This is a genomic window from Caballeronia sp. M23-90 (genome assembly GCF_053574605.1).
The window spans coordinates 1-23,308 of sequence record NZ_JBSIPA010000027.1 but is presented as its reverse complement, the minus strand read 5'-3'; the positions used below and the strand labels follow the sequence as shown (position 1 = coordinate 23,308).

Sequence of the window (23,308 nt, the reverse complement as noted above, 5' to 3'; positions counted from 1 at the left end):
GAAACGGTCGCAGCAAGGCGGCCAGGCGTAAGTATGAACCCTGCTAAGGATATTCGCTCGACGGGATAGCGCAGACACACGCGTCACGCCTAAACTTGCGGCATACGAGGCTCTTTCATCCACCGATCATGAATTCATCGAACGAGGTTCACGCCTGTGCCTTGCTTGCCGGAAAGTGCCTGTGCGGCGCGGTCCGCTACGCGGTGAAGGACGAATTCGTCTATGCGTTGAATTGCCATTGCTCGAATTGCCGGCGCGCAACAGGCTCGGCTTTCAAGCCGTTTGCGGGCATCGAACGGAACAAGCTCACGCTTGTGCAAGGTGAAAACGCGCTGCTGATCCACGGCGATCCACGCGCCGCGCACGACGTCCATTGCAGGCATTGCGGCTCGCTCATGTACTCCGTCGTGCGTGAAGGCGCGTTCGCTCATGTGACGATGGGCACGCTGATGGATAGCCCCTCCATCCGTCCCACGGCGCATATTTTTGTTGGATCGAAAGCGCCGTGGTACACGATCACTGATTCATTGCCGCAATACCAGGAGTTCGATTGAAAGAACGGTCAGAGGCCCTGCAGAGTTCTTTCAAGACCGTCAAGCCCGGATTCTTTCCAGCCCCGGCAACCAGACACGCAACAGCGAATAGAGCCGGTCCAGATCGATCGGCTTCGCCAGATAATCCGTCATCCCGGCCGCGCGCGCCTGTTCCTGATCGTCTTTCATCGCCTTTGCTGTAATCGCGATGATCGGCAGGGTCTTGAAGCGGGCATCGGTACGAATGCGGCGCGTGGCTTCGAGCCCGTCCATTGCGGGCATCATCACGTCCATCAGCACCAGGTCGATATCCGTCACCTCGTTGAGCTTGTCGATGGCTTCAAAACCGTTGCGCGCGATATCGACCGTCATGCCCTTGTGTTCGAGCGCGCTGCTCAGCGAAAAGATGTTGCGGATGTCGTCATCGACGAGAAGAATGCGGCGGCCCTCGAACACGCGATCACGGCCGCGCACGGTTTTCAGCATGGTTTGCCGCTCGGTGGACAGATCGGTCTCCACCTTGTGCAGGAACAACGTGACTTCATCCAGCAAGCGCTCGGGCGAACGCGCGCCCTTGATGATGATCGAGCGCGAGTACTTGAGCAGATCGGCTTCTTCCGCGTGCGTCAGGTTACGTCCGGTATAGACGATCACCGGCGGGAACGAATACATGTTCTCGCCCGACATGCGCTGGAGCAGTTCGCCTCCTTGCATATCCGGCAGTTTCAAGTCGATGATCATGCAATCGAAAATGGTCGTGCGCAGCAGCGCGAGCGCTTCCTCACCGAACTCGACGGCGGTGATGTCGATGTCATCATCGCCGATGAGCTGCACGATACTTTCGCGCTGGCGGGCATCGTCTTCGACCAGCAATACGCGCTTGACCTTCTGCGTGAACTTGTCTTCCAGCTTGCGGAAGATGTCCTTGAGCTGGTCGCGCGTGGTCGGCTTGACTGCATAGCCAATAGCGCCAAGATGCAGCGCCGCCTCGCCGCTGTCGTTGGCGGAGACCACGTGCACGGGGATATGACGGGTCTGCGGCCCGTCCTTCAGTTGTTGCAGGACCATGAGCCCCGAACGATCGGGCAAGCCGATATCGAGCAGGATTGCATCGGGCAGATGCTGCGCGACGAGTTGCATGGCTTCGGCCGCGGTTTGCGCCACCAGACAGCGATAACGCATTTCGTGCGCGAGGTTGTACAGGATGCTCGCGAATGCCAGGTCGTCTTCGATCACCAGCACCGAGCGTTTTCCCGGATTGGCTTCGTGCCGGTCGTCGTCATACGCGGCGACGGCGACGGTCGCAGTCTCCACGAGCGGCGCCTCGACACGGACGACGGGTACGGGGACCGCACGCGGCGGCGCCACGACAGGTGCGCTCTCCGCCACTTCACTGCTATCCGTCCAGCGCGCCGGCAAAATGAGTTCGAAGGTGCTGCCCGCGCCCAGCGCGCTCGTCACGTGGATAGTGCCGCCCAGCAGTTTCGCGAGATCGCGCGAGATGGAAAGGCCGAGTCCGGTGCCCCCGTATCGACGGCTCGTGGTGCCGTCCGCCTGACGGAAGGCTTCGAAGATCGTCTCCTGGTTTTCCGGCGCAATGCCGATACCCGAATCCTTCACCGCGAAGCGCACACGATCGTCGCCCGTGCGGCCCAACGTCAGTGAGATGGCGCCGGTATCGGTAAACTTCAGCGCATTCGATATCAGGTTCTTCAGGATCTGTTCGAGCCGCCGCGAGTCGGTGAAGATTGAAGACGGCGTGCCGGGTTCATTACCGACCGTGAACGTCAGCCGCTTCTGACCCGCGAGCGGTTCGAAGGTCCGCTGCAACGATTCCGTCAGGCGCGCGAGCGATACTTCTTCCGGCGCGAGTTCGAGCTTGCCCGCCTCGACCTTGGAGATATCGAGAATATCGTTGATGAGGTTGAGCAGGTCGTTGCCTGCCGAATAGATCGTGTTTGCGAACTTGACCTGTTCGTCGCTGAGATTGCCTTTGTGGTTTTCGGACAGCAGCTTTGCGAGGATCAGCGAACTGTTCAGCGGCGTGCGCAACTCGTGCGACATGTTCGCGAGGAACTCGGACTTGTAGCGGCTCGCCCGCTGCAAGTCTTCGGCGCGCGCTTCGAGTTCGGTCTGCGCCTTGTTGAGCGCTTCGTTTTTCTCATCGAGCGTCAGCGCCTGGAACGTGAGCTGCTCGTTGATGGTTTCGAGTTCGGCCTTCTGGTTGTTCAGGTTGGATTGCGACTCTTCAAGTGCGGCGGTCTGCTCTTCCAGTTCTTCGTTTGCGGAGCGTAATTCTTCTTGCTGGACCTGCAACTCTTCGTTAAGTTGCTGCGTTTCGGCGAGCACATCCTGCAGACGTTCACGATACAACGCCGCTTCCACCGAAGCGCCTACGTTCGCCGATATCAGCTTGAGCAACTCGACATCGCGCTTCGACGGTGTCTGCATGAAGCCGAGTTCGATCACACCGTTCACGGCGCCGTCGTTGTCGATGGGGGTCATCACCACGCTTTTAGGCGGGCTGGTTCCAAGGCCCGAGGTGACCTTGAGATAGTTGTCGGGGATATCGTCGAGTTCCATCAGCCGACGGCTCTCGGCCACTTGCCCGACAAGCGTCTCGGCGTTCTCGAAGGATTGTTCGCGCGCCTCGTTCTCGCGGCTGAAACCATACGCGGCGACGCGGCGCAGCTTGCCGCTTTCATCGCGCACGTAAAGCGCTGCGACCACCACGCCAAGATACTGCGAAAGGAACTCGAGCATCGCGCGGCCGAGGCGCGGCAATGTCTGCTGGCCGACCAGACTCTCTGCGAGCTGGCTCTGTCCGGTTCGCAGCCACGCCTGCTGATGCAGGACCTCGTTGTGTTCGGCCTGTGCCTGCAGCGCGTTATCGTAGGTCTCGGACAGCTTCATCAACTCGCGACGCCCGAAGATGGCAAGCATCGCGCTCAAGGACAAACTGATCGCAAGGAAGATGGCGACAGCCGTGATCGTGACCTGCTTCGCGGTCGCGGCGCGCTCCCAGCGCAGATTCAGCTCTACGTCCATGAAGTCCTTGAACTCGCGGCGGGTCTCGTCGAATTCAAGCTTGCCACGCCCCGTGCGCAGAATCCCGACGACGTCCTGATTTGCCCGCCGCATGGCGATGGTCTGTTCGGCAAAGCGTTCCCATTGCGTTTGCAACGCTTCGATGCGCTTCAGGCGTTCGACCTGCGGCGGGTTATCGCTGACCAGGTCAATGAGCGTCGAGAGCTTTGCGTTGAAGCTCGCCTTGCCAAGCTGGTAAGGGGCAAGAAAGCTGTCGTCGCCAGTGAGCAGGAAACCGCGCTGGCCGGATTCACGATCGACCGCAAGCTTGATCAGGTCGTTGCCATCACCGATCACCCGCTCCGAATGTTCGAGCCAGTTCATGGCCGACAGCAGATAGAACAGCAGGCCCACGAACACGGCCGCAGTGGCGATTCCCGCGCCAAGCGGCAAGGCGATGTTGCGTCGAATGATACGGCGAAAGCTGTTCTGATCGACAGCAATACGATCGGGCATTGCGTTATCCCTGTTATTGAATTGAGCGCATCGGGGGCGCGGTTCTGCCGGTGTAATGGGTGCGCGGCGCCTTCCGGAACAAGGCCGCCGCGCGTGCTGGCGCAGATGATACATTTTCTGCAACGCGCCGTCGGCGATGAAACGCGATGTGCCTTTCAGGTGAATTTCATTCAGAGCAATAGCCGGAAAATCGGCAATTTATGGTTCTTAGGCGACGATTAAAGCGGTAAATATTTCCCGGCCAGCATTGCGCGTTTCCAGCCGAAGCCCGGTATCTTCTTGTATTGGAAACCGGCATGCAACAGCGCGCGTTTGACATCGCCGGCGCTCGTGTAGGTCGAGAACGTTGCGCCTTCGTTCGCTAGCGCCCCGAGCGACTCGAACACCGATGGCGTCCATAGCTCCGGGTTTTTGGCGGGCGCAAAACCATCGAGATAAAACGCATCGGCGCGAAATTGCAGCGTAGGCAAGACAGTGACCGCGTCGTCGAATATAAGTGTCAGGGTGATGTCGTTATCGAAGGCGAGCGTGTGCGTGCCGGGCGTGAGGTCGGGCCATGCGTCGGCAAGCGTTTGTGCGAGCGCTGCGACGGGTGCATCGTCTATGGTGGCTGCGTGCGTGAGACGGAGGTCACTGGCGGAGAACGGATGCTTTTCCACGGATACGAAGTGCAGACGGCCGCCGCGCGATGGATCCGCGCGCCATGCAGCCCACGTCGTCAGGAAATTGATGCCCATGCCGAAGCCGGTTTCCAGCACGGTGAAATCGGGGCAGCCCTGCCATCGTTCGGGAAGGCCGTTGCCTTGCAAGAAAACGTATTGCGCCTGCGCAATGCTGCCCACGACGCTGTGATAAATGTCGCCATAAAGCGGCGAATAAGGCGAGCCGTTCGGGCGGAATGCAACGGTTGCGGGAATCAGCGGTTCGGACATGGATGGTCGGTAATAAACGCGGTGATGAACGCGGTGATAAACGTCAAGGCAGCATCGATCTTACGATCCGTGCGAGTTTTTCGACGGCGGCATGGGCCTCGGTCGGCGGCACGCTCGCGTATCCCAGCACGAGGCCGTTGTACGCTGCGATGTTTGTATCGGCAAGACAGAATTCGCTGACCGGCACCGCCCATAACCCTTCGGATCGTGCTGCGCGACAGACGTCCACATCGCGCAAGGGCGAATTCAGTCGAGCCGTCAGGTGCATGCCGCCTGCTCCGCCCGATACTGTAAGCAAATCTCCGAAGTGCTGTTCGAGCGCGACCTGCAGCGCAACGCGCCTGCGCGAATACAGTCCACGCATGCGCCGCAAATGCCGCGTGTACGCGCCGCTTTGCATGAAGTCCGCAAGCGCGAGTTGATCGGCGGCGCGGCCTTGCCGTGATATTTCACCGAGCGTGCGTGCGAACTCGCGGGATAGCCCGGGCGGCACGACCATGAAGCCGATTCGCAGCGCGGGAAACATCGTCTTGCTGAACGTGCCGAGGTAGATCACAGGGGTATCGCCGGCGAGTCCCTGCATGGCCGCGAACGGTGAGCCGGTGTGACGGAACTCGCTGTCGTAGTCGTCCTCGATCACCCACGCTCCGTGGGCGCGAGCGTCCTCGATGATCTTCATGCGACGTTCAATGCTGAGCACGCTTCCAAGCGGATATTGATGCGACGGAGTCACGTAGATCAGTTTGGGCGGTGACTGCGTCCAGTGTAAAGGCGTGGGCGCGATGCCATCGGCATCGACAGGTATGGATACGAGCGACAAGTTCGCCCCCTTGAACGCCGCACGCGCACCGGCGTACCCAGGATCTTCGACCCACACGCGCTCGCCGGCATCCGCCAGGATGCGCGCGCAAAGATCGAGGCTCGTCTGCGTGCCATCGGTGATGAAAACCTGGTCGATATCACAGCGCACGCCCCGCGAAACCTTGAGGTAATCGACCAGCGCCTGCCGGAGCTCGGGTGCGCCGGCGCTGTTCGCATAACCCAGGTCTGTTGCTTCGAGCTTTCGCCATGCGCGGGCGATGGCCGCGCGCCATTGCGCCATCGGGAATTCATCGAGGGCCGGCAAGCCCGGACGAAACGATACCGCAATGGGACTTGTCTGCGGCTCGCGCCTCAATCCATCGATACGTCGCGAAAGTTGCGCCGGCTGAGGTTTCTTCGCCGCGGGGTTCAATTGCGTCTGAGCCCTGACGGAGGCCACGACCGAACCTCGCCGGGTGACGTGCAGGAAACCTTCTTCGGCGAGTTGCTCGTAGGCGAACATGGCCGAGTTGCGCGCAATGCGAAGTTCGTTCGCAAGCACCCGCGTGGCAGGCAAGCGCGTGCTTGCGGGAAGCAGGCCATCTAGAATGGCATCGCGCAACGCTTCGTAAAGCAAACGCTGCTGCGTGATCTTCCGGCCATTGAGTCGGTGTGAGAACGACGAAAAAAGTAAAGCGAGGTCCATGAAATGGTGGATCGTCAGAAATGCGTGGCTCTAAATAAATCGGAGTTATTGGGTCTATCATTGGCGCCATCGGCATTTTATTCTTATACCAGACGCTGGAACCACACGAACCCGCATCGCAAAACCATTAACCTGGACGGAGAATCGATTGAGCACGTTCCAAAATGAATTCGCACAGCCCATTGGCGCACCGCTCGCGAACTGGAAAGGCGCAAAGCCGCCGTCACGCGTCACGCTCGAAGGACGCTATTGCCGTCTGGTTCCCGTCGATCCGGCCGCGCATCTGAACGATCTGGCCGAGGCTTACGACTCGGCTGCCGATGGCCGCGACTGGACGTATCTCGCGACAGGGCCATTCAGCACGCTCGAGGCTTATCAGGCGCATCTGGAAAAACTCGCATCCAGTTCGGACCCGCTGCACTTCACGGTTATCGATACCAGCAGCGGCAAGGCGCTCGGTACGCTCGCGCTGATGCGTATCGACGCGGTGAATGGTGTAATCGAGGTCGGATTCATTGCGTTCTCGCCGTTGCTGAAGAAGACGCGCATTGCAACCGAAGCGATTTTCCTGCTGATGCGTCATGTCTTCGACGATCTGGGCTATCGGCGCTTCGAATGGAAGTGCGACTCGCTGAACGAACCATCGCGCGCTGCGGCCAAGCGCTTCGGCTTCACGTTCGAAGGCATCTTCCGGCAAGCGACGACCTACAAGGGACGCAGCCGCGACACCGCGTGGTTTTCGATCATCGACCCGGAATGGCCGGCGTTGAAGACTCGCTACGAACGCTGGCTCGACCCAAAGAATTTCGATGCCGATGGCGCCCAAATCGAACGCCTTTCAACGCCGCAGAGCGCTAAATGACCGACACAGTCTGCATACGACCAATAGAGCAAGCCGATTACACCGCATGGAAACCGCTGTGGGACGGCTACAACGCGTTCTATGGCCGAGCCCGGGAAACCGCGTTGCCGCAGGACATCACGGACGCGACATGGACGCGATTTTTCGATGCCGACGAACCCGTTCACGCGTTGGTCGCCGAACGCGACGGCAAGCTGATTGGCCTCGTGCATTTCATCTATCACCGCAGCACGACCCTGCTCGGTTCCATTTGTTATCTGCAGGATTTGTTCACGGCAGAAGATGCGCGTGGACATGGCGTGGGCCGCAAGCTGATCAACGGTGTCTATGCGAGCGCGAAAAGCGCAGGCTCCGAGCGCGTGTATTGGCATACGCACGAGACCAACGTCACGGCAATGAAGCTCTACGACAAGGTTGCGGACAAACCCGGCTTCGTGATGTATCGGCAAGCGGTTTGAACGGTTGAAGCGCGCAATGCGAATCCTCCGGCATTGCGCGCTTACCTTCATCAAGACAAGTGATGCACTTCCTGCAAGCCGTAGACCGGCGTTTCAATGCCTTCCATCCGCGCCTTCAATTGCAGCGATAAATATTGCGAGTAATGCCGCGACTGATGCAGGTTGCCGCCATGGAACCACAGCGCATGCTGCTGCGTAGGCTTCCACATGTTGCGCTGCTCGCCTTCCCACGGGCCCGGGTCCTTGGTCGTGGCCGATCCCAATCCCCACACCTTGCCGACCTTGTCCGCCACTTCGCGCGAAATCAGGTCCGCGGCCCAGCCGTTCATCGAGCCATAGCCGGTTGCGTAGACAATGAGATCCGCCTCGAGCTCGCTGCCGTCGCTCAGCACGACCGAATGCGCTTTCAGCTCGACCACATCAACGCCGCTCTTCAGCTTGATCTTGCCGTCCGCGACCAGGTCCGACGCACCCACATCAATGTAATAACCCGATCCGCGCCGCAGATACTTCATGAAGAGCCCCGACTCGTCGTCGCCGAAATCGAGCATGAAACCGCGCTTTTCCAGGCGGTCGTAGAATTCGGCATCGCGCTTCTTGATGGCGTCGTAGACCGGGATCTGGAACTCATGCAGGATCTTGTACGGGATCGATGCAAAGGTCAGGTCGGCTTTCATCGTCGTCATGCCGGATGCCACCGCACGCTCGGAGTAGAGATCCCCGAGCGCGAGATCCATCAGCGAAGCGGACTTCACTATATGCGTGGACGAACGCTGCACCATGGTCACGTCAACGCCGGCTTCCCACAACGCCGCGCAGATATCGTGCGAAGAATTGTTCGCGCCGATCACAACCACCTTCTTCCCCGTGTACGCATCAGGCCCGGGATGTTGCGACGAATGATGCTGCTCGCCCTTGAACACGTCCATGCCCTTGAACTTGGGCACGTTCGCCTTGCCAGACATGCCCGTAGCAAGCACGAGTTGTTTTGGCCGCAGCGTCACCGCCTCGCCGTTGCGTTCGACTTCCACGATCCACTCGCCTGCGGCCTCGTCGTAGCGCGCGGACTTGCACATCGTCGAGCCCCAGTAGTTCAGCTCCATCACCTTCGTGTACATCTCCAGCCAGTCGCCGACCTTGTCCTTCGGCGAAAACACCGGCCAGTTGTCGGGAAACGGCAGGTACGGCATGTGGTCGTACCAGACCGGATCATGCAGGCACAGTGATTTGTAGCGGGCACGCCATGCGTCACCGGGTTTCTCGTTCTTGTCCACAATGATGGTCGGCACACCAAGCTGCCGCATCCGCGCGCCGAGCGCAATGCCGCCCTGCCCGCCGCCCACGATCAGGCAATACGGCTGCTTCTCGTAACCCAGCGTCTCTTGTTCCGCCGCGCGTTTTTCGGTCCAGCTCGTGCGGTCGGTGCGCGCGCCGTGCTCGGCGCCCATCGGGCGCCTCTGGCCCTTGGGTTCCTCATGACCCTTGAGTTCGGTCATCGTGGTGAGCAGCGTCCAGATCAGTCCGTCCTTCACGCGGATGAAGCCCGTTCCCCGCGCGACGCCTGTCTCGAACGTGATCCAAGATTGCGTCACGCCATCGGATTCGGTCGCCGTTTCGTTTTCCGCAATCCGGAGCTTCGAGGGCTTGACCGCATTCAGTTGTGAATCGAGCATGGCTGCGATCTGCTCGCGGCCCTCCATTGTCTTGATGTTCCAGGTGAACGCAACGAGATCGCGCCAGTAGCCCTCAGGCTGGAACAGCGCGGCGGCGGCTGTGGAATCGCCGCTTCTCAATGCGGCTTCGAACGACTCCAGCAACTGGGAGATCGTCTGGTTCGGATTGCTTTCAGGCATGGTCGCTCCTCCATGAGATACGGATCACTAAACATCGGTTAAGTCACGCGGGTTCTTTGCCCGCTGGAAAAGATGCCGCTTACGCTAACGCCGGTGAGGCGCCAGAATTCCCAGCTTCGCGATACGTCTGTAAAGCGTCGCCCGTGAAATGCCTAGAGTTTGCGCCGCGAGAACCGGGCGCCACTTGGCGTCGGTCATCGCAGCAATGATGCGGGTGCGCTCGACCGCTTCATCCTCCGACAACGAAGGCTGCGGCGCTTCCTTGGTCTGCAGCTTCGGCGTGTTTCTCGCTGCGCGCGCAATGGGTGGCCTCACGCGCGCATGCAAGGGCGCGCCGGAGCCGATCAATCTGAATGAAATGAGGTCGCGTCCCGGTCTTGCATCGAGCAGACGTTCTGCGCGGATATCGAAGAGTTCAGAGACGTGACACGGCATGTGATTCAGTCCCGGCACGCACTCCTTCGCGCGCCGGTTAGCGGCGATTGCGAAACCGCGTGCATCGAACGCGATAAGAATTTCCGGCTGCGCCTCGACGTAATGGCGGTTTCGATGCGCGAGCAACACCCAGCATTGCGTGGTTGCGTTGAGGAAAAAACCGTCTTCGATCAGCAACGCGCTTTGGCGCACGATATGGTTCACGAGCCGCTGGCTCTCGCGCTCTTCCGGCGAACGCACGGCCGAGGCATCCAGCACGCCGATCAATTCGCCCTGCACGCCAAAGATAGGCGACGCGCTGCACGTAAGAGTGGTGAACGCCGCGCGAAAGTGATCGGTCTTGTGGACGGTGATCGCTTCGGCATCCAGCAGCACCGAGGCAACCCCACACGTGCCTTCTTCGCGTTCGGACCAGCATGAGCCGAGATACAACCCTGCGCGCTTGAACTCGTGACGCCGGTCGCGATCGACCCGGTAATCGATGGTCACGCCGTGCGCATCGGTCAGCATCACGCAATAGTCGGCTTCGCGAACGGTCTCGTGCAGACGCGACAGACATTGCCCCGATGCACGCAATACGGTTTCCTCGCGCTGCTGAACATCGCGCAATTCGGATACGGTCAGGATGCGCGGCCCGACGGTCGCGCCGGGATCGAGATGATATTGCTCCAGAGACCTTCTATACGATGACGCCAGCCTGAGCGAATCGGCGTCCGTGCCGGCATTGAGCACGCGCCCTTCGATCACGCTGCGCACGCGGTCGATGTGTCTGGCCGGCGATACATACGGCATGAAGGATCTCCGGCGGCTTCGGCTGTGCTCGAACGTTCACTGGAACATCAACGCATGGTGATGTTTTAACATGCGTGTTCCGCGAGATCACACCGCAGTGCACCATCATCGAGAATGAGACGTTTGTCTCAATCGTCATGATTCAACGTCTGCGCAATTCCCCGAGAGCCGCCATCTTCCGGTACAGCGTATTGCGCGACACCCCCAGCATGCGCGCGGCCGCCGAGACGTTGCCGCCATGGGTGTCGAGCGCAGCAGAGACAGCGGAGAGCGCCAGGTCATCCAGACGGCCGCTCTCTTTAGAATGCGGCTGCGACGCCGCGCCTTCCCGCTCGAAGAAATCTTCCGGGAGATGGTCGCGAAGGATAGTGGTTTCGTCGTCATCGAGCATCGCGCAGGCGGTCCTGAGCACGTTCGCCAACTGACGGAAATTGCCCGGCCACCCATGCTGCGTAAATGCTTCAAGCACCTCCGGTGAAACCCTGATGACAGGGCCGCCCGGACGTTCTGCCCGGAGGATCTTTTCGACTGTCACCGCGAGATCCGTGCGCAGTCGCAGCGGCGGCAACGTCACCAGCAAGCCGTTGATCCGGTAATACAGGTCCTCACGAAACTCGCCGCTGTTCACGCGCTCGCGCAAGTTTCGATTGGTTGCGCAAATCAATGCGAAGTCGACCGGCACCGAGCGCGAACTGCCCAGCGGTGTCACCGTGCGTTCCTGCAGGACGCGCAGCAAACGGCTTTGCAAAGCGAGCGGCATGTCGCCGATTTCATCGAGGAACAGCGTGCCGCCGTCGGCTTGCAGGATCTTGCCGCATGCGCCGCGTTTCGATGCGCCCGTGAACGCGCCCTCCTCGTAGCCGAACAATTCCGACTCGATCAGCGTATCGGGGATGGACGCACAATCCACCGCGACGAACGGTCCGTCGCTTTGCGGCGAATCGCGATGCACCGCGCTCGCGAGAACCTCTTTCCCCGTCCCTGTTTCGCCGCCGATCAGGATCGGAATGTTCTTGCCGATAACCTTGCGCACGCGCTCGACCAGCGCGGCGACCTGCGGGTCGCCGGTCATCAGGTAGCGCAGGCCGGAGAGCTTCGCCTGAGGCTCGGGTGTGCGTTTGCGAGCGGCGACATCGGTGATGTCAGTGGCGTCGGTTGTGAATGCCACTGACGTGGATCGCCTGAAGTCCACGCTTGCAAACACATTCACGCCGCTTGGCAGGCGCAACGACAGCAGCCGATCGCCCGGTGCCGACACGCCGGTGCGCATCAGATCGATCAACTCGCCACACGACACGTTGAGCAACGACGACAGGCTATGCGCCTTCAGCGATGCGAGTGGCAAACCGAATTGAAACTGCGCGCTGCGATTCGCTGAGAGAAAACGTCCATCGGCGCGAAAGGCGGCAATGCCCTCCATCAACGTGCCGATAAACTCGGGACGCCCGTGAAAATGGACGCGCATGGCTTCGGGGAATGCACTGGTGAACAAGTGGTTTTCGATCATCTGCGCCGACATCTTGGCGAGCGCCATGGTGTGACGGCTGTGACCGCGGCAATCGCCGGAGACATCGAGTACGCCGAGCAACTCGCCGAAGGGGTCGAGTATCGGCACGCTGGAACAGGCGAGGAACTGGTTGGCGCGCAGGTAATGCTGGTCGCCCAGGATCATGGTGGCGTCGCCGGAGGCGATGGTGGTGCCCACTGCGTTGGTGCCCTGCTGCTGTTCGCTCCACAATGCGCCGGCCCGCAATGCAACGCGATCCGCGCGCGCAAGGAAATCGTCGTCGCCGAGGGAATGGAGAATCAGCCCCTGCGAATCGGTCAGCACGACCATGCTGTGCGTATTCGCAATTTGCCCGTAAAGCGTTTCGATGACCGGCAGCGCGTGTGTGCACAGCGTGCGGTTCTGTTCGCGCTTGAGCAGCAGGTCGGGTTCACCGAGCACGCTGTAATCGGGACGCATGGTCTCCGAGAGCCCGTAACCGCGGGACCTTTCGTGAGATTGCCGGACGATGTCGAGTACTTCCATGTGGCCGGCGTGATCGCTCGCAAGCGTACCGGCACGGCCTAGAGAAACCGGGGTCATGACCATTGTCTCCTCCGCCAGCATTCGCGGATGGAGTCGATGCTAAGCTCCGGCCGTCGCGTGGTCGATCGAGACAATGTACCACTAGAAACGGCGTCTTTTCAGCTTCAACCTGTTACATGCTCGACCGGATGTTCGTCGAGCCATGCAGATTCTTTGTCCTCGAATAGGCGCGAACGGGTGAGAAAACGCAGACCGCTCGGGCGTTCCAGCGAAAACATGCCGCCGTTACCCGGCACGCAATCGATGATCAGTTGCGTATGCTGCCAGTATTCGAATTGCGAATCGCTCATGTAGAAAGGCACGCCGGCAATCTCGCCAAGTTTGACGTCGGACGAACCGACCATGAATTCAGCAACCGGAAAGCACATGGGCGCGCTTCCGTCACAACATCCGCCAGATTGGTGAAACAGTATTTGTCCGTGTTCCGCCTTCAGCTTTTCGATCAACTCGATTGCCGCGGGCGTGACTGTCACGCGCGAAACTTCGTCTTGGCTCATCAGGGTTTCCACTTAAAGTGTCGGGGAGCGGGCCGCATTGCGTTTGCATGTGCGGCCCGCCATTCAGACTACCCGCTTTAGAAGAAGCCGAGCGGTTTGTCGCTGTAACTTACCAGCAGGTTTTTCGTCTGCTGATAGTGGTCGAGCATCATCTTGTGATTTTCCCGGCCAATGCCAGATTGCTTGTAACCACCGAACGCCGCATGCGCCGGATATGCGTGATAGCAATTCGTCCATACGCGGCCGGCCTGGATGTCACGGCCGAATCGGTAAGCCCGCGTACCATCGCGCGTCCACACGCCGGCACCCAGACCATAGAGTGTGTCGTTGGCGATTTCGAGCGCTTGCGCTTCATCCTTGAAAGTCGTGACCGACACCACCGGTCCGAAGATTTCCTCCTGGAAAATGCGCATCTTGTTGTGACCTTTGAACACGGTCGGCTTGATGTAATAACCGTTCTTCAATTCGCCATCGAGCGTATTGCGCTCGCCGCCGATCAGGCATTCCGCGCCTTCCTGCTTGCCCAGATCAATGTACGACAGAATCTTTTCCAGTTGTTCTTGCGACGCTTGCGCGCCGATCATCGTGCTGGCATTGAGCGGATGGCCCTGGCTGATCGCGGCCACACGCTTGAGCGCACGTTCGATGAACTTGTCGTAGATGCTCTCTTCAATCAGCACCCGCGACGGACACGTACACACCTCGCCCTGATTCAGCGCGAACATGGCGAAGCCTTCGAGCGCCTTGTCGAAGAAGCTGTCGTCCGCGTTCATCACGTCGGCGAAGAAGATGTTCGGGCTCTTGCCACCGAGTTCGAGCGTCACTGGAATCAGGTTCTGGCTCGCGTACTGCATGATCAGGCGGCCGGTCGTGGTTTCGCCGGTGAATGCGATTTTCGAAATGCGTTTGTTCGATGCCAGCGGCTTGCCCGCTTCGAGCCCGAAGCCGTTGACCACGTTCAGCACGCCGGCCGGCAGCAAGTCTTCGATCAGTTCGAGGAACACGAGGATCGATGCCGGCGTTTGTTCCGCCGGTTTCAGGACCACGCAATTGCCGGCGGCGAGCGCGGGCGCAAGCTTCCATACCGCCATCAGGATCGGGAAATTCCACGGAATGATTTGCCCGACCACGCCTAGCGGCTCGTGGAAATGATAGGCAACCGTGTCGTTATCGATTTGAGAAATCGAGCCTTCCTGCGCACGCACGGCGCCGGCGAAATAGCGGAAGTGATCGATTGCAAGCGGGATATCCGCGGCCATGGTTTCGCGTAGCGGCTTGCCGTTGTCGATTGTTTCGGCCACCGCGATGCGCGTCAGGTTCGCTTCCATCCGGTCGGCGATCTTGTTCAGGATGTTCGCGCGCTCGGTGGGCGAAGTCTTGCCCCACGCAGTCTTCGCCTTGTGCGCTGCATCAAGCGCGAGTTCGATGTCGGCTTCGCGAGAGCGCGGAATGGACGTGAACGCTTCGCCTGTAATCGGCGAGATGTTGTCGAAGTATTCACCGCCTACGGGCTTGACCCATTGTCCACCGATGAAGTTGCCATACTGCTTTTTGTACGGGAAGTCGGTGTTCAGGAACTGCATCTCAGCGTGATTCATGTGCGTGCTCCTCGCATGTCGGTGAGTGTGACCGTCACGGCGAACATTCCCGTGACCGGTGGGAAACTGCACGCGAGATGCGTGCCAACTTCCGCATGCCCGACCGGCAAAGAGCGAGTGCAAATCCGGCATAGTTCCATTGCTCCGTTTCGGAACACCTGCGCCGGCGCACTGTCATTCAACAGAACACATTTATAAAAGTTAGTTCGATGGCCCTCGTCTGTCGTGATTGCTCACATTAAAGACGCGGCTTGTCAGCGTGTCGAGCATACGGAAGAAACCATCGGCGGCGTAGCCGGCAAGGAACGCGAGGCCCGATGCGGTCAGCGTCAACACGCCCGCACCCGCGCTCACCTGCGTCGCGACCGATGACGGACTGAAGAACAACCCGACCGCAACGCCCGCCATCAAACCCAACGGTACGCGCATCAACGCAAGCGTTTCGTCCCTTGGGGCAAGGAGGTTACCGGTGATCTTGTTGCCAATATCGCGCAGCAGCGAAGCAATGGTGCCGACCAAAGCAAAGAGGATTGGAAGGACATAACTCGCGTACGCGGACAATACTAGCGTGATCGACTGGATGGCCTCCTGCGGCGCCTTGGGTTGTTCGCCGCGCAACGCGCCCGTGCGTGTTCCGGTCGTCCATTCGCCCCGTCCGAACGCGGTCGGAAACATCCACATGAGGACCTTGGAAGGAAAGCTGTTGGCGAAAGTCGCCGCGTCGGCGATCGACATGTCGTAGCGCGCCTGCATATACGACCACTCGTTGCATAGCAGGCGGACCGTATTCGTCTGGTCTTCGATGCTCGACGCATCACATCGCTCGGGCACGGTCTTCCTGTTCGCGATGACTCTCTGATCGGCGGGGCTGGCCGCGTTTTCCTTGTCGACTTCTGCATAGATTTTCTGCGTGATATCGGTTGCAGCCCTTCCGTCTGTTTCGAAACGCGCGGTGATCTGCACGCCGTACGTGACAAGCCATAAGAGCACGGCGGCGAAGATCGTCACGCATACGCCAATGACCGTGTTGGACTTGTGGATCCATCGGAACCGGCGTGCGCTGCCGATTAGCCCCGGATAAGCCTCGCGCGCCACCGACGCACGGGTCTGCGCTTCCCGGTCGGGATCGTGCGCACCCTGAATGGGGCGTTGCTCTTCAACGAAGATATAGGTGTAGGCGATGCTCAACCCCGTCGCCGGATACGCAAGACTGTTCAACCGGTCTTTCACGTAAAACAGCAAGGTGGCGTCGTAAGCCTTGTCGGTTGAAGGCGGTGTCGGCGGATAGCGCAGCTTGCACACCCACTTGATCGTTTCGAACGCATCGAGCGTGGTGTCATGCTTTCCGCAACAGGCGGGTTTCTCTTCCGTTGGGGGCGCGACGTCCGTGGCGCTCCTGGCGCCCGAGGGTGGTAGTGGAACCTTGCCGTCGAGGTCCCAAATGTGCGCGTTCGGGCGGCCCGATATGAAGTCGAGCAGCAGATGCACTTCGTTCAGTTCGCGGCGGAAGATGAGTTCGTCGAATGTGCCGGGATGGTGATGGTTGTTCTGGTCCGATGGCGCCATCGATTACCTCGATTGTTTTAAGGTGCATCCAGAAGACGATTTAAACGGTCTGCTATTTAAAAATGCGGGCTCTGAATGCGGCACGTTGTGTGGTCCGGCGCACGCAGGTTCGTTTCCAAAACAAGTTCACTCGTTCGTTCTTCGTATGGCGCGTCAAGGCGCCTGCATGCCCCGCGCAAAGCCATTTGGCAAGCGTCCAAGGAGAACGTCATGACCCCTCGTCCCGTATGCAATGCCGCGGTCAACTTGGTGAAGCAATATGAAGGCATCCCGGGATTCGGCGATGGCACGGGGACCATCCGACCTTATCTCGATCCGGTAGGTATCTGGACCATTGGCTGGGGACACGCCATCTCAAGCGGAGGCCACTTCCTGCGCGGCAACGCCTCGCTCGCCCAGGTCAAGGCGCTGTACCCCGCGGGCATTACTGTCGCGCAAGCAGAAACGCTGCTACAAGGCGATCTCATGCAGGCGGGGGCCGGCGTGCTGGCATTGGTGACCATTGCGCTCAATGACAACCAGTACGGCGCGCTGACCAGCTTCGCGTTCAACCTCGGCATTGCGAATCTGCGCTCGTCCACGCTGCTGACCCTGCTCAACGCCGGAAATTTCACGGGCGCCGCTGACCAGTTTCTTCGCTGGTGTCACGCAAACGGGCAGGCGTTGCCGGGCCTGCTAAAACGCAGGAATGCGGAGCGCAGCCTGTTCCTCGAGCGGGTTTCGTTGCCGCTTAATGCCGTTGCCGAGCACGCAAACTGATGCCGGAGGGCATATGAAATTATTTTGCCGCGCTGCGCTGACATTGCTCGCGTCGCTGCTGCTCTGCACCGCCTCGCACGCCGAGCCTGAAGTCATACAAGGCTCACTGGGAGACGTCATCCGCGTTCCGATAACAGCGGACTGCCCGGCGCAGTCCGTTGTCCGGCAATACACGCTGATCCTCGATGGCAACAACACCGGCATCCCGGCGCAAGGTTGCGGGGGCGACCCGCACGCCGTATCGTTCCTGCTGGACGGGACAAGCGGTGCGGTGCCGCCGGAGAACGCGGCGGCTTGGCATCGGATGACCGGCTTTCCGTGGCAAGGCAACGGTTCCGCGCTTGCGCGCGAGCTCTCGGCAAGCGTCGCCGGCGCCGACGGCAAGTCGGTCGCCGGCCCGGGTGCCACGCTTCTGTTCACTTGGTCGCGCGCGTGGCGTATTGCGGTAGCCGTCGTCATAGCCATCGCGACGGTGGCGCTCATTGTCTGTCTCGGGGCGAAAACGGCCATGCTGCGGGACGTGGGCGCCGAGACCACCGTTCCCTTTCAGGACCGCACGTTCAGCCTCGCGCGCACGCAGATGGCTTGGTGGACAGCGATTATCGTGGTGTCTTATGTGTTCGAATGGCTCGCGCTCGGCGGGGTGCCGCCGCTATCCGCGCAACCGCTCGTCCTGATGGGTTTCTACAGCGTCCTCGGTGTCACGGCGCGCGGGGTGGACCTGTCGAGGCGCACGCAATTCCCACCGACGACACCGCATTTTTTCAAGGACCTCACAAGCGACGAAAGCGGCGTCGCCGTCCACCGGGTGCAGATGCTCATCTTTACGATCGTGGTCGGCCTGATGTTCCTCAATCAGGTCTTTACCACCTGCACGATGCCCCGGTTCGATATCGACACGCTCTTGCTGCTGGGTATCAGCGGTGCAACCTACATTGGCTTCAAGACGACCGAAGCGCAGCCGAAGACCGATGGCGCGGCAACATCGGAAGACATGGCGGGCGAAGCGTTCAAGTCGGGGTATTCCACGGGGGACGCTCACCCCTGATTCGCCGCAACGCTCAATCCAACAAAAAGGAGAGTCATGCCAAAGAATATTGTGTTCTGTGCCGACGGCACCTGGAACGGCCCCAACTCCGGCGAAGATGACGACACGCCCAAGACCACCAACGTATGGAAGCTGTTCCTGAACCTTGCCAGCGATCCGCATTCGGGCGCCGTGGTCTATGCAACCGAACAAGAATCGTCGCTGACTGCGGATGGGACATGCCTGCAAGTGGCCAAGTATCTGCACGGCGTGGGCGACTCGGACAACGCCATCATCAAGATGCTCGGCGGCGTTTTCGGGTGGGGATTGATCGCGCGGATCGTCCGCGGTTACACGTTCATCTCGCGCAATTACGAAGAGGGCGACCGCATCTTCATCATCGGCTTCAGTCGCGGGTCCTACACCGCCCGCGCGCTTGGCGGACTGATCGTCGATCAGGGTTTGCTCAATGCAAAGACGCTCGATCTGGCCGACCCGATAGTCGGTTATCGCAACGGGGTTGCTGCATGGCGCGCGCATCGTTCGAACCGGGTGACGGCCATATCGAAGACGTGGAACACTTCCATTGTTTCATTGTTCAGGGATGTAACGAGCTTCCTGACACTGAATCCGCCCATCGATCCCAAGGATCTCGTTCCAAACGTAAAAATCCAGGCAATCGGAGTGTGGGATACGGTCGGCGCCATGGGCATTCCGCTCTATGTGGAATCCAACGATGCACGCGTGGACGTTTTCCGCTTTGCCGATACATCCTTGAGCCCCGCCGTGCAGTACGGTTTTCATGCGATCAGCCTGGACGAAGAGCGCGGCGACTTTACGCCGACGCTGTGGGACGAACGCGCGAACGTCACGCAAGTGCTTTTTCCCGGCGCGCATTCGGATGTCGGCGGAGGTTACCCTTCTACGGACAACGAAAGTGGTTTGTCCGATTGTGCGCTCGCATGGATGACAAGCAGTCTGGCCGAGATCGACAACGGCATCATCTTCCAGAATCCTTACCTGCCGATGTCGCCAAGCGCCCTTGGGGTAGCGCATCGGCCGTGGGCGAGCGGCGTGTTCGTCGATCTTCCGCATGGACCGCGCGATTTCTCGAAGTTCCTTCCGCTTTGCGCCTATCACTCGATTCGTGATCGTCTTGCAGGAACATCAGTGCTTGGAGACCCGGCAGGCACCCCTGGTCCTTATGTTCCTTCGACACTTGCGAACTATTTCCCGACCGTCAAGACATGGATCTGACGACGAGGCGAACACGTTGTGGGGCATCGGGCATGACAAGCCGCCCGATGCCCCACGCACTACCTTACTGTCCCTTGTAGACCGCTTGTGTATCGACCGCGGCTTGTGGGCGTCCCGCCTGCGATGAACCGCTGGACGACGTCCCGTACTCGCTGTTTTGCGGCATCTGCATCTGCGCCTGCGCCTGGTTCTTTTCGGCCACGCGGGCGAGCGCGGCTTGCAGTTCAGCAGGGTAAGTCGTGTCGCTGGCGCTGCCGGTGTATCCGGCTTCGCGAAGCTGCACGAGTTCATTATTCACTTGCTCACGGGTGATCGGCCCGTTTCCCTGCTGAGCAAATGAGGTGATCGGCGCGGCCAGAACCGAGAGAACAAGGACCGCATAGATCGACGATTTCATAATTACCTCCAGAAGTTGTGTCCTGCGACTGAGAGCCAGATCCGCAGGGTATTTCCCCGGTGTGATAAAAATTTAATCGCCGGTGTTACACACGATTAGTAAGTTTCTTATATGCCATGTAACGCCGACTCAGGCATGGCCCAGCTCAACCGTGCACCCTTCTTGTCGTAATCTCTTACTACGTGCTTCGATCAATCAAGCCCACCACATCGATCGGCCCGGTTGATCCGGGAGTGATTGTTATCGATCGATGAATGTAGTGTCGTCGGCAAACGGACTTGCCGAAACCATGCATGAGAAGGGGCTGAAGGAGCCCGTCGGAAGGAGGGATGCGTTTGACTTCAGACCGTCTCGCGCTCGACGATGTGAAAGCCTACGTCGCTGATGCTCGCATGCTGCTCGCCTCTCAGGCGTGCGAGCAGACACTGCGCTGCGTTGAGGCCGATATGCGTGCCGTCCACGCGCACAGTGGTAAGCGTGGGGCTTGTTTCCGATGCAAATTCAAGGTCGCCGAATCCGCAGATGGACAACTGCGACGGCACGTCGATACCGCGCCGTTTCGCTTCGCCAAGCACGCCGATGGCAAGCAGATCCGAGCCGCAAAACACGGCGTCCAGTTGCGGCATGCGGGCGAGCAATTCCGGCAGCGCGGCTTTGCCCACCAATACCGAACTCGGCGGCGACACGATCACGTCGGCAATGTTGCAGATTCCTTCATGGGCGAAACGCGCTCGAAAGCCGGTGATGCGCGCGATCGCGCGGTCATCGTTGGCGGAAACGAGCCCCGGATAACGCACGCCCCGCGCAATGAAGCGCTCAGCCACCGCGACGCCCACTTGATAATGCGAAAAACCCACGAGCATATCGATAGGCGTGTCCGTCATGTCCCACGTTTCGACAATCGGAATACCGACGTTGCGCAGCCGCTCACGCAACGAATCCGTATGCGCGACGCCGGTCAGCAGCACACCTTCGGGGCGCCGGCTCAGCACCGCGTCGAGCAGGGTTTCTTCGCTCGTGTCGCTGTAGCCGCTGAGCGCGAGCAGCACCTGATACCCGGCCTTCGACATCGTTTCGCTGAAGACCTGAATGGTTTCGGAGAACAACGAATGCGCGATGGTCGGCACAATGGCCGCGATCAACCGTGACTTCGACGAAGACAATCCGCCTGCCAGCCGGTTCGGCACATAGCCAAGCTTCTGGACGACCCGCCGCACGCGCTCGAGCGTTTCGGGCGCGACGGTTTCGGGACTGTTGAATACGCGCGAAACCGTGATGGGGGAGACGCCTGCGGCCGTGGCGACGTCGGTGATCCGCAAGCCCTTCGGGCCGCCGCGCGTTCGTTTCACGCGCGTGACGCCGCTGGCTGGACCATCGATGGAAAACGCGGCGGGCTTGTCGTTCGGCATGATTCGCTTGGAGCGTGGAAAGGTTCGACGCCGCTATTGTAGTTGGCAGCCGGTGCCAGGCAACTCAAGCCGCTTCCACGCGCCGCTCGCGGGCGACATCCCCCTGGGCATGACGCTCACGCCGCATCAGGATCAACGTGACGATACCGAATGTGAAGAGACACGCTGCTGGAATCAGCATGGGCGCCTTGGTGCTGCCGCTCGCCTGCCTGACCCAGGGCACGAGATTCTGCGCAATGAAACCACCCACGTTCCCCAGCGAATTGATCGCCGCGATGCCCGCTGCTGCACGCGCGCCGGTCAGGAACTTGGGCGGCAGCGTCCAGAAGCACGGCAGCAGCAAATACATGCAGGGCGCGCCGAGACTCAACGCAATGAAGCGCAGCGTGTTGGTCGGCAGGAAGACGCTGCCGAGAAAAAAGATCACGCCGAGCACCGCTGCGCACAACATGGCGGCCATCGTGCGGTTCGCCGCACGCAGTTTCGACGGCAGCCATATCAGCACGAGCGTTGCGAGCAGCCACGGAATGATGTTGATCAGGCCGTTGACCGTGTTGCTCACGCCAAAGCCTTTGACGAGCGTTGGCAGCCAGTAGCTCACGCCGTAGACGGACATCGAAAGCATCATGTAGTACAACGCCATGCCGATCACGCGCGGTTCCGTCACGACGCTCAGGAAACTGCTCTTTCCGGACTCCGATTGCGCGGCAAGTGCGCGTTCTTTCTCGAGCGTACCGGCGAGCCATTTCTTTTCGGCATCGGTAATGAATTTCGCTTTGAGCGGAGACTCGGGCAGGTACAGCAATACGACCGCAGTAAGCAGGATCGATGGAATGCCGGTGATGATGAACACCAACTGCCAGCCTTGCAGACCGAGCAAGCCGCCCTTGTCGAGCAGCCAGCCGCAGATTGGCGCACCCACCATGTTGCCGAGGCTGCTGCCGATCGTGAAGTAACCCAACATCCGCACGCGATGCCGCGATGGAAACCATAGCGTCAGGTAATAAATCACGCCCGGATAAAGCCCCGCTTCCGAAGCGCCCAGCAGGAAACGCAGCACATAGAACGAAGTCGCGTTCTTCGTGAACGCGAGCAGCACGGTCACGATGCCCCACGTCAGCATGATGCGCGCGATCCATCGCGGCGCGCCGAACTTGTGCAGCAGCAAATTGCTTGGCACTTCGAAAATCAGATAGCCGATAAAAAACAGCGATGCACCCAGCCCGTACGCCACTTCGCTCAAGCCGAGACTGCCGAGCATCTGCAACTTGGCGAAGCTGATATTCGACCGGTCGATATACGCAATGAGGTAGAGCAAACCCAGGAGCGGCATCAGCCTGAGTGCGATACGGTTGATCAGCGGCGTTTCATCAATAGAGGGCTGGGCGGTATCCATCATTTTTGCGCACGCCATTGTGCGTAGGCAGCAAGCGTTTCTTCGTTCGGCGGATACGTGCCGCGCAAGGGCCTGCCCTCATCGATTCGCTGCGAGATAAAAATTTCCAGTTGCTCCTGTTCGGTTGCGTCGCGTGCGACGTCTTCCGCCATTTCGTGCGGCACGATCACGACGCCATCCACATCCGCGACCACGATGTCTCCCGGATAAACCGCCACGCCGCCGCACGCGATCGGCACGTTCATATCGACCGCGTGATGCCTGGCCACATCGATTCGCTGCGAGATAAAAATTTCCAGTTGCTCCTGTTCGGTTGCGTCGCGTGCGACGTCTTCCGCCATTTCGTGCGGCACGATCACGACGCCATCCACATCCGCGACCACGATGTCTCCCGG

At 59.9% G+C, this 23,308-nt stretch carries 18 protein-coding genes and 1 pseudogene; 6 read left to right on the top strand and 13 right to left on the bottom strand.

Features of this window, described 5'->3' with window-relative positions; genetic code table 11:
• Nucleotides 1-128 precede the first annotated feature (128 nt).
• Entirely contained in the window at nucleotides 129-554 is a 426-nt protein-coding gene (locus ACRXB1_RS05095; RefSeq protein WP_174362253.1) for a GFA family protein, read from the top strand.
• A gap of 39 nt (nucleotides 555-593) precedes the next feature.
• On the opposite strand, the gene ACRXB1_RS05090 is transcribed toward ACRXB1_RS05095, so the two are convergent.
• The 3 genes and pseudogenes from ACRXB1_RS05090 to pdxR form a co-directional block, all read right to left on the bottom strand.
• Nucleotides 594-4,076, bottom strand: a complete 3,483-nt coding sequence (locus ACRXB1_RS05090; RefSeq protein ID WP_449491332.1) for a response regulator — start codon at nucleotides 4,074-4,076, stop codon at nucleotides 594-596.
• 224 nt (nucleotides 4,077-4,300) lie between these two features.
• A pseudogene (mnmD, locus tag ACRXB1_RS05085) lies at nucleotides 4,301-5,008 on the bottom strand (tRNA (5-methylaminomethyl-2-thiouridine)(34)-methyltransferase MnmD); the annotation flags it as partial.
• Between the two features lie 43 nt (nucleotides 5,009-5,051).
• A complete protein-coding gene (gene pdxR, locus ACRXB1_RS05080; RefSeq protein ID WP_449491331.1) occupies nucleotides 5,052-6,515 on the bottom strand; it encodes a MocR-like pyridoxine biosynthesis transcription factor PdxR in 1,464 nt (487 codons plus the stop codon).
• Between the two features lie 148 nt (nucleotides 6,516-6,663).
• Here pdxR and ACRXB1_RS05075 point away from each other — a divergent pair, with 148 nt between their 5' ends.
• Together ACRXB1_RS05075 and ACRXB1_RS05070 are read left to right on the top strand one after the other, a co-directional pair.
• The gene (locus ACRXB1_RS05075; RefSeq protein ID WP_449491330.1) at nucleotides 6,664-7,377 is read left to right on the top strand and encodes a GNAT family N-acetyltransferase; all 714 of its coding nucleotides are present in this window, start codon (nucleotides 6,664-6,666) and stop codon (nucleotides 7,375-7,377) included.
• On the top strand, nucleotides 7,374-7,835 hold the full coding sequence (locus tag ACRXB1_RS05070; RefSeq protein ID WP_449491329.1) for an N-acetyltransferase family protein: 462 nt from the start codon (nucleotides 7,374-7,376) through the stop codon (nucleotides 7,833-7,835). Before ACRXB1_RS05075 ends, ACRXB1_RS05070 begins: the two co-directional genes overlap by 4 nt.
• Nucleotides 7,836-7,885: 50 nt before the next feature.
• Here ACRXB1_RS05070 and ACRXB1_RS05065 read toward each other — a convergent pair whose 3' ends face one another.
• The 6 genes from ACRXB1_RS05065 to ACRXB1_RS05040 form a co-directional block, all read right to left on the bottom strand.
• The gene (locus ACRXB1_RS05065; protein ID WP_449491328.1) at nucleotides 7,886-9,688 is read right to left on the bottom strand and encodes an NAD(P)/FAD-dependent oxidoreductase; all 1,803 of its coding nucleotides are present in this window, start codon (nucleotides 9,686-9,688) and stop codon (nucleotides 7,886-7,888) included.
• An 84-nt stretch (nucleotides 9,689-9,772) separates the two neighbouring features.
• Complete coding sequence (locus tag ACRXB1_RS05060) at nucleotides 9,773-10,915, bottom strand: GAF domain-containing protein (protein ID WP_449491327.1); 1,143 nt, start codon at nucleotides 10,913-10,915, stop codon at nucleotides 9,773-9,775.
• A 142-nt stretch (nucleotides 10,916-11,057) separates the two neighbouring features.
• On the bottom strand, nucleotides 11,058-12,947 hold the full coding sequence (locus tag ACRXB1_RS05055) for a sigma-54-dependent Fis family transcriptional regulator (protein WP_449491340.1): 1,890 nt from the start codon (nucleotides 12,945-12,947) through the stop codon (nucleotides 11,058-11,060).
• 164 nt (nucleotides 12,948-13,111) lie between these two features.
• Nucleotides 13,112-13,504, bottom strand: a complete 393-nt coding sequence (locus ACRXB1_RS05050) for a DUF779 domain-containing protein (RefSeq protein ID WP_449491326.1) — start codon at nucleotides 13,502-13,504, stop codon at nucleotides 13,112-13,114.
• A 77-nt stretch (nucleotides 13,505-13,581) separates the two neighbouring features.
• Nucleotides 13,582-15,102, bottom strand: coding sequence for an aldehyde dehydrogenase (adh, locus tag ACRXB1_RS05045; RefSeq protein ID WP_075358067.1), 1,521 nt, complete (start codon nucleotides 15,100-15,102; stop codon nucleotides 13,582-13,584).
• Nucleotides 15,103-15,303: 201 nt separating this feature from the next.
• Nucleotides 15,304-16,668 (bottom strand): hypothetical protein, encoded by a 1,365-nt coding sequence (locus ACRXB1_RS05040; protein WP_174362809.1) that lies wholly within the window; start codon nucleotides 16,666-16,668, stop codon nucleotides 15,304-15,306.
• A 210-nt stretch (nucleotides 16,669-16,878) separates the two neighbouring features.
• Between ACRXB1_RS05040 and ACRXB1_RS05035 the strand changes: the two genes are divergently transcribed.
• Genes ACRXB1_RS05035 through ACRXB1_RS05025 form a run of 3 tightly spaced genes read left to right on the top strand, consistent with a single transcriptional unit; the run spans nucleotide 16,879 to nucleotide 19,711 of the window.
• Nucleotides 16,879-17,427 carry a lysozyme gene (locus ACRXB1_RS05035; RefSeq protein ID WP_449491325.1) on the top strand — a complete coding sequence of 183 codons (549 nt, stop codon included), beginning with the start codon at nucleotides 16,879-16,881 and terminating at the stop codon, nucleotides 17,425-17,427.
• Nucleotides 17,428-17,440: 13 nt separating this feature from the next.
• Nucleotides 17,441-18,475 (top strand): hypothetical protein, encoded by a 1,035-nt coding sequence (locus ACRXB1_RS05030; RefSeq protein WP_449491324.1) that lies wholly within the window; start codon nucleotides 17,441-17,443, stop codon nucleotides 18,473-18,475.
• A 36-nt stretch (nucleotides 18,476-18,511) separates the two neighbouring features.
• Nucleotides 18,512-19,711, top strand: coding sequence for a DUF2235 domain-containing protein (locus ACRXB1_RS05025; protein ID WP_062001461.1), 1,200 nt, complete (start codon nucleotides 18,512-18,514; stop codon nucleotides 19,709-19,711).
• Between the two features lie 64 nt (nucleotides 19,712-19,775).
• On the opposite strand, the gene ACRXB1_RS05020 is transcribed toward ACRXB1_RS05025, so the two are convergent.
• From ACRXB1_RS05020 to ACRXB1_RS05005, 4 genes are all read right to left on the bottom strand, one after another.
• Nucleotides 19,776-20,108 carry a DUF4148 domain-containing protein gene (locus ACRXB1_RS05020; RefSeq protein ID WP_449491323.1) on the bottom strand — a complete coding sequence of 111 codons (333 nt, stop codon included), beginning with the start codon at nucleotides 20,106-20,108 and terminating at the stop codon, nucleotides 19,776-19,778.
• A gap of 341 nt (nucleotides 20,109-20,449) precedes the next feature.
• Nucleotides 20,450-21,517 carry a LacI family DNA-binding transcriptional regulator gene (locus ACRXB1_RS05015; RefSeq protein ID WP_449491322.1) on the bottom strand — a complete coding sequence of 356 codons (1,068 nt, stop codon included), beginning with the start codon at nucleotides 21,515-21,517 and terminating at the stop codon, nucleotides 20,450-20,452.
• Between the two features lie 64 nt (nucleotides 21,518-21,581).
• The gene (locus ACRXB1_RS05010; protein ID WP_449491339.1) at nucleotides 21,582-22,913 is read right to left on the bottom strand and encodes an MFS transporter; all 1,332 of its coding nucleotides are present in this window, start codon (nucleotides 22,911-22,913) and stop codon (nucleotides 21,582-21,584) included.
• The coding region (locus ACRXB1_RS05005; protein WP_449491321.1) for an RraA family protein at nucleotides 22,913-23,308 on the bottom strand (396 nt) is incomplete at its 5' end. The genes ACRXB1_RS05010 and ACRXB1_RS05005, both read right to left, overlap by 1 nt.

What these genes read in the sequence shown, in the direction of transcription:
- ACRXB1_RS05025 (WP_062001461.1), top strand. Translation starts at nt 18,512, where the DNA reads ATGCCAAAGAATATTGTGTTCTGTGCCGACGGCACCTGGAACGGCCCC.
- ACRXB1_RS05050 (WP_449491326.1), bottom strand. Translation starts at nt 13,504, where the DNA reads ATGAGCCAAGACGAAGTTTCGCGCGTGACAGTCACGCCCGCGGCAATC.
- ACRXB1_RS05065 (WP_449491328.1), bottom strand. Translation starts at nt 9,688, where the DNA reads ATGCCTGAAAGCAATCCGAACCAGACGATCTCCCAGTTGCTGGAGTCG.
- ACRXB1_RS05070 (WP_449491329.1), top strand. Translation starts at nt 7,374, where the DNA reads ATGACCGACACAGTCTGCATACGACCAATAGAGCAAGCCGATTACACC.
- adh (WP_075358067.1), bottom strand. Translation starts at nt 15,102, where the DNA reads ATGAATCACGCTGAGATGCAGTTCCTGAACACCGACTTCCCGTACAAA.
- pdxR (WP_449491331.1), bottom strand. Translation starts at nt 6,515, where the DNA reads ATGGACCTCGCTTTACTTTTTTCGTCGTTCTCACACCGACTCAATGGC.
- ACRXB1_RS05055 (WP_449491340.1), bottom strand. Translation starts at nt 12,947, where the DNA reads ATGGAAGTACTCGACATCGTCCGGCAATCTCACGAAAGGTCCCGCGGT.
- ACRXB1_RS05010 (WP_449491339.1), bottom strand. Translation starts at nt 22,913, where the DNA reads ATGGATACCGCCCAGCCCTCTATTGATGAAACGCCGCTGATCAACCGT.
- ACRXB1_RS05035 (WP_449491325.1), top strand. Translation starts at nt 16,879, where the DNA reads ATGACCCCTCGTCCCGTATGCAATGCCGCGGTCAACTTGGTGAAGCAA.
- ACRXB1_RS05015 (WP_449491322.1), bottom strand. Translation starts at nt 21,517, where the DNA reads ATGCCGAACGACAAGCCCGCCGCGTTTTCCATCGATGGTCCAGCCAGC.
- ACRXB1_RS05090 (WP_449491332.1), bottom strand. Translation starts at nt 4,076, where the DNA reads ATGCCCGATCGTATTGCTGTCGATCAGAACAGCTTTCGCCGTATCATT.
- ACRXB1_RS05020 (WP_449491323.1), bottom strand. Translation starts at nt 20,108, where the DNA reads ATGAAATCGTCGATCTATGCGGTCCTTGTTCTCTCGGTTCTGGCCGCG.
- ACRXB1_RS05030 (WP_449491324.1), top strand. Translation starts at nt 17,441, where the DNA reads ATGAAATTATTTTGCCGCGCTGCGCTGACATTGCTCGCGTCGCTGCTG.
- ACRXB1_RS05060 (WP_449491327.1), bottom strand. Translation starts at nt 10,915, where the DNA reads ATGCCGTATGTATCGCCGGCCAGACACATCGACCGCGTGCGCAGCGTG.
- ACRXB1_RS05040 (WP_174362809.1), bottom strand. Translation starts at nt 16,668, where the DNA reads ATGGCGCCATCGGACCAGAACAACCATCACCATCCCGGCACATTCGAC.
- ACRXB1_RS05095 (WP_174362253.1), top strand. Translation starts at nt 129, where the DNA reads ATGAATTCATCGAACGAGGTTCACGCCTGTGCCTTGCTTGCCGGAAAG.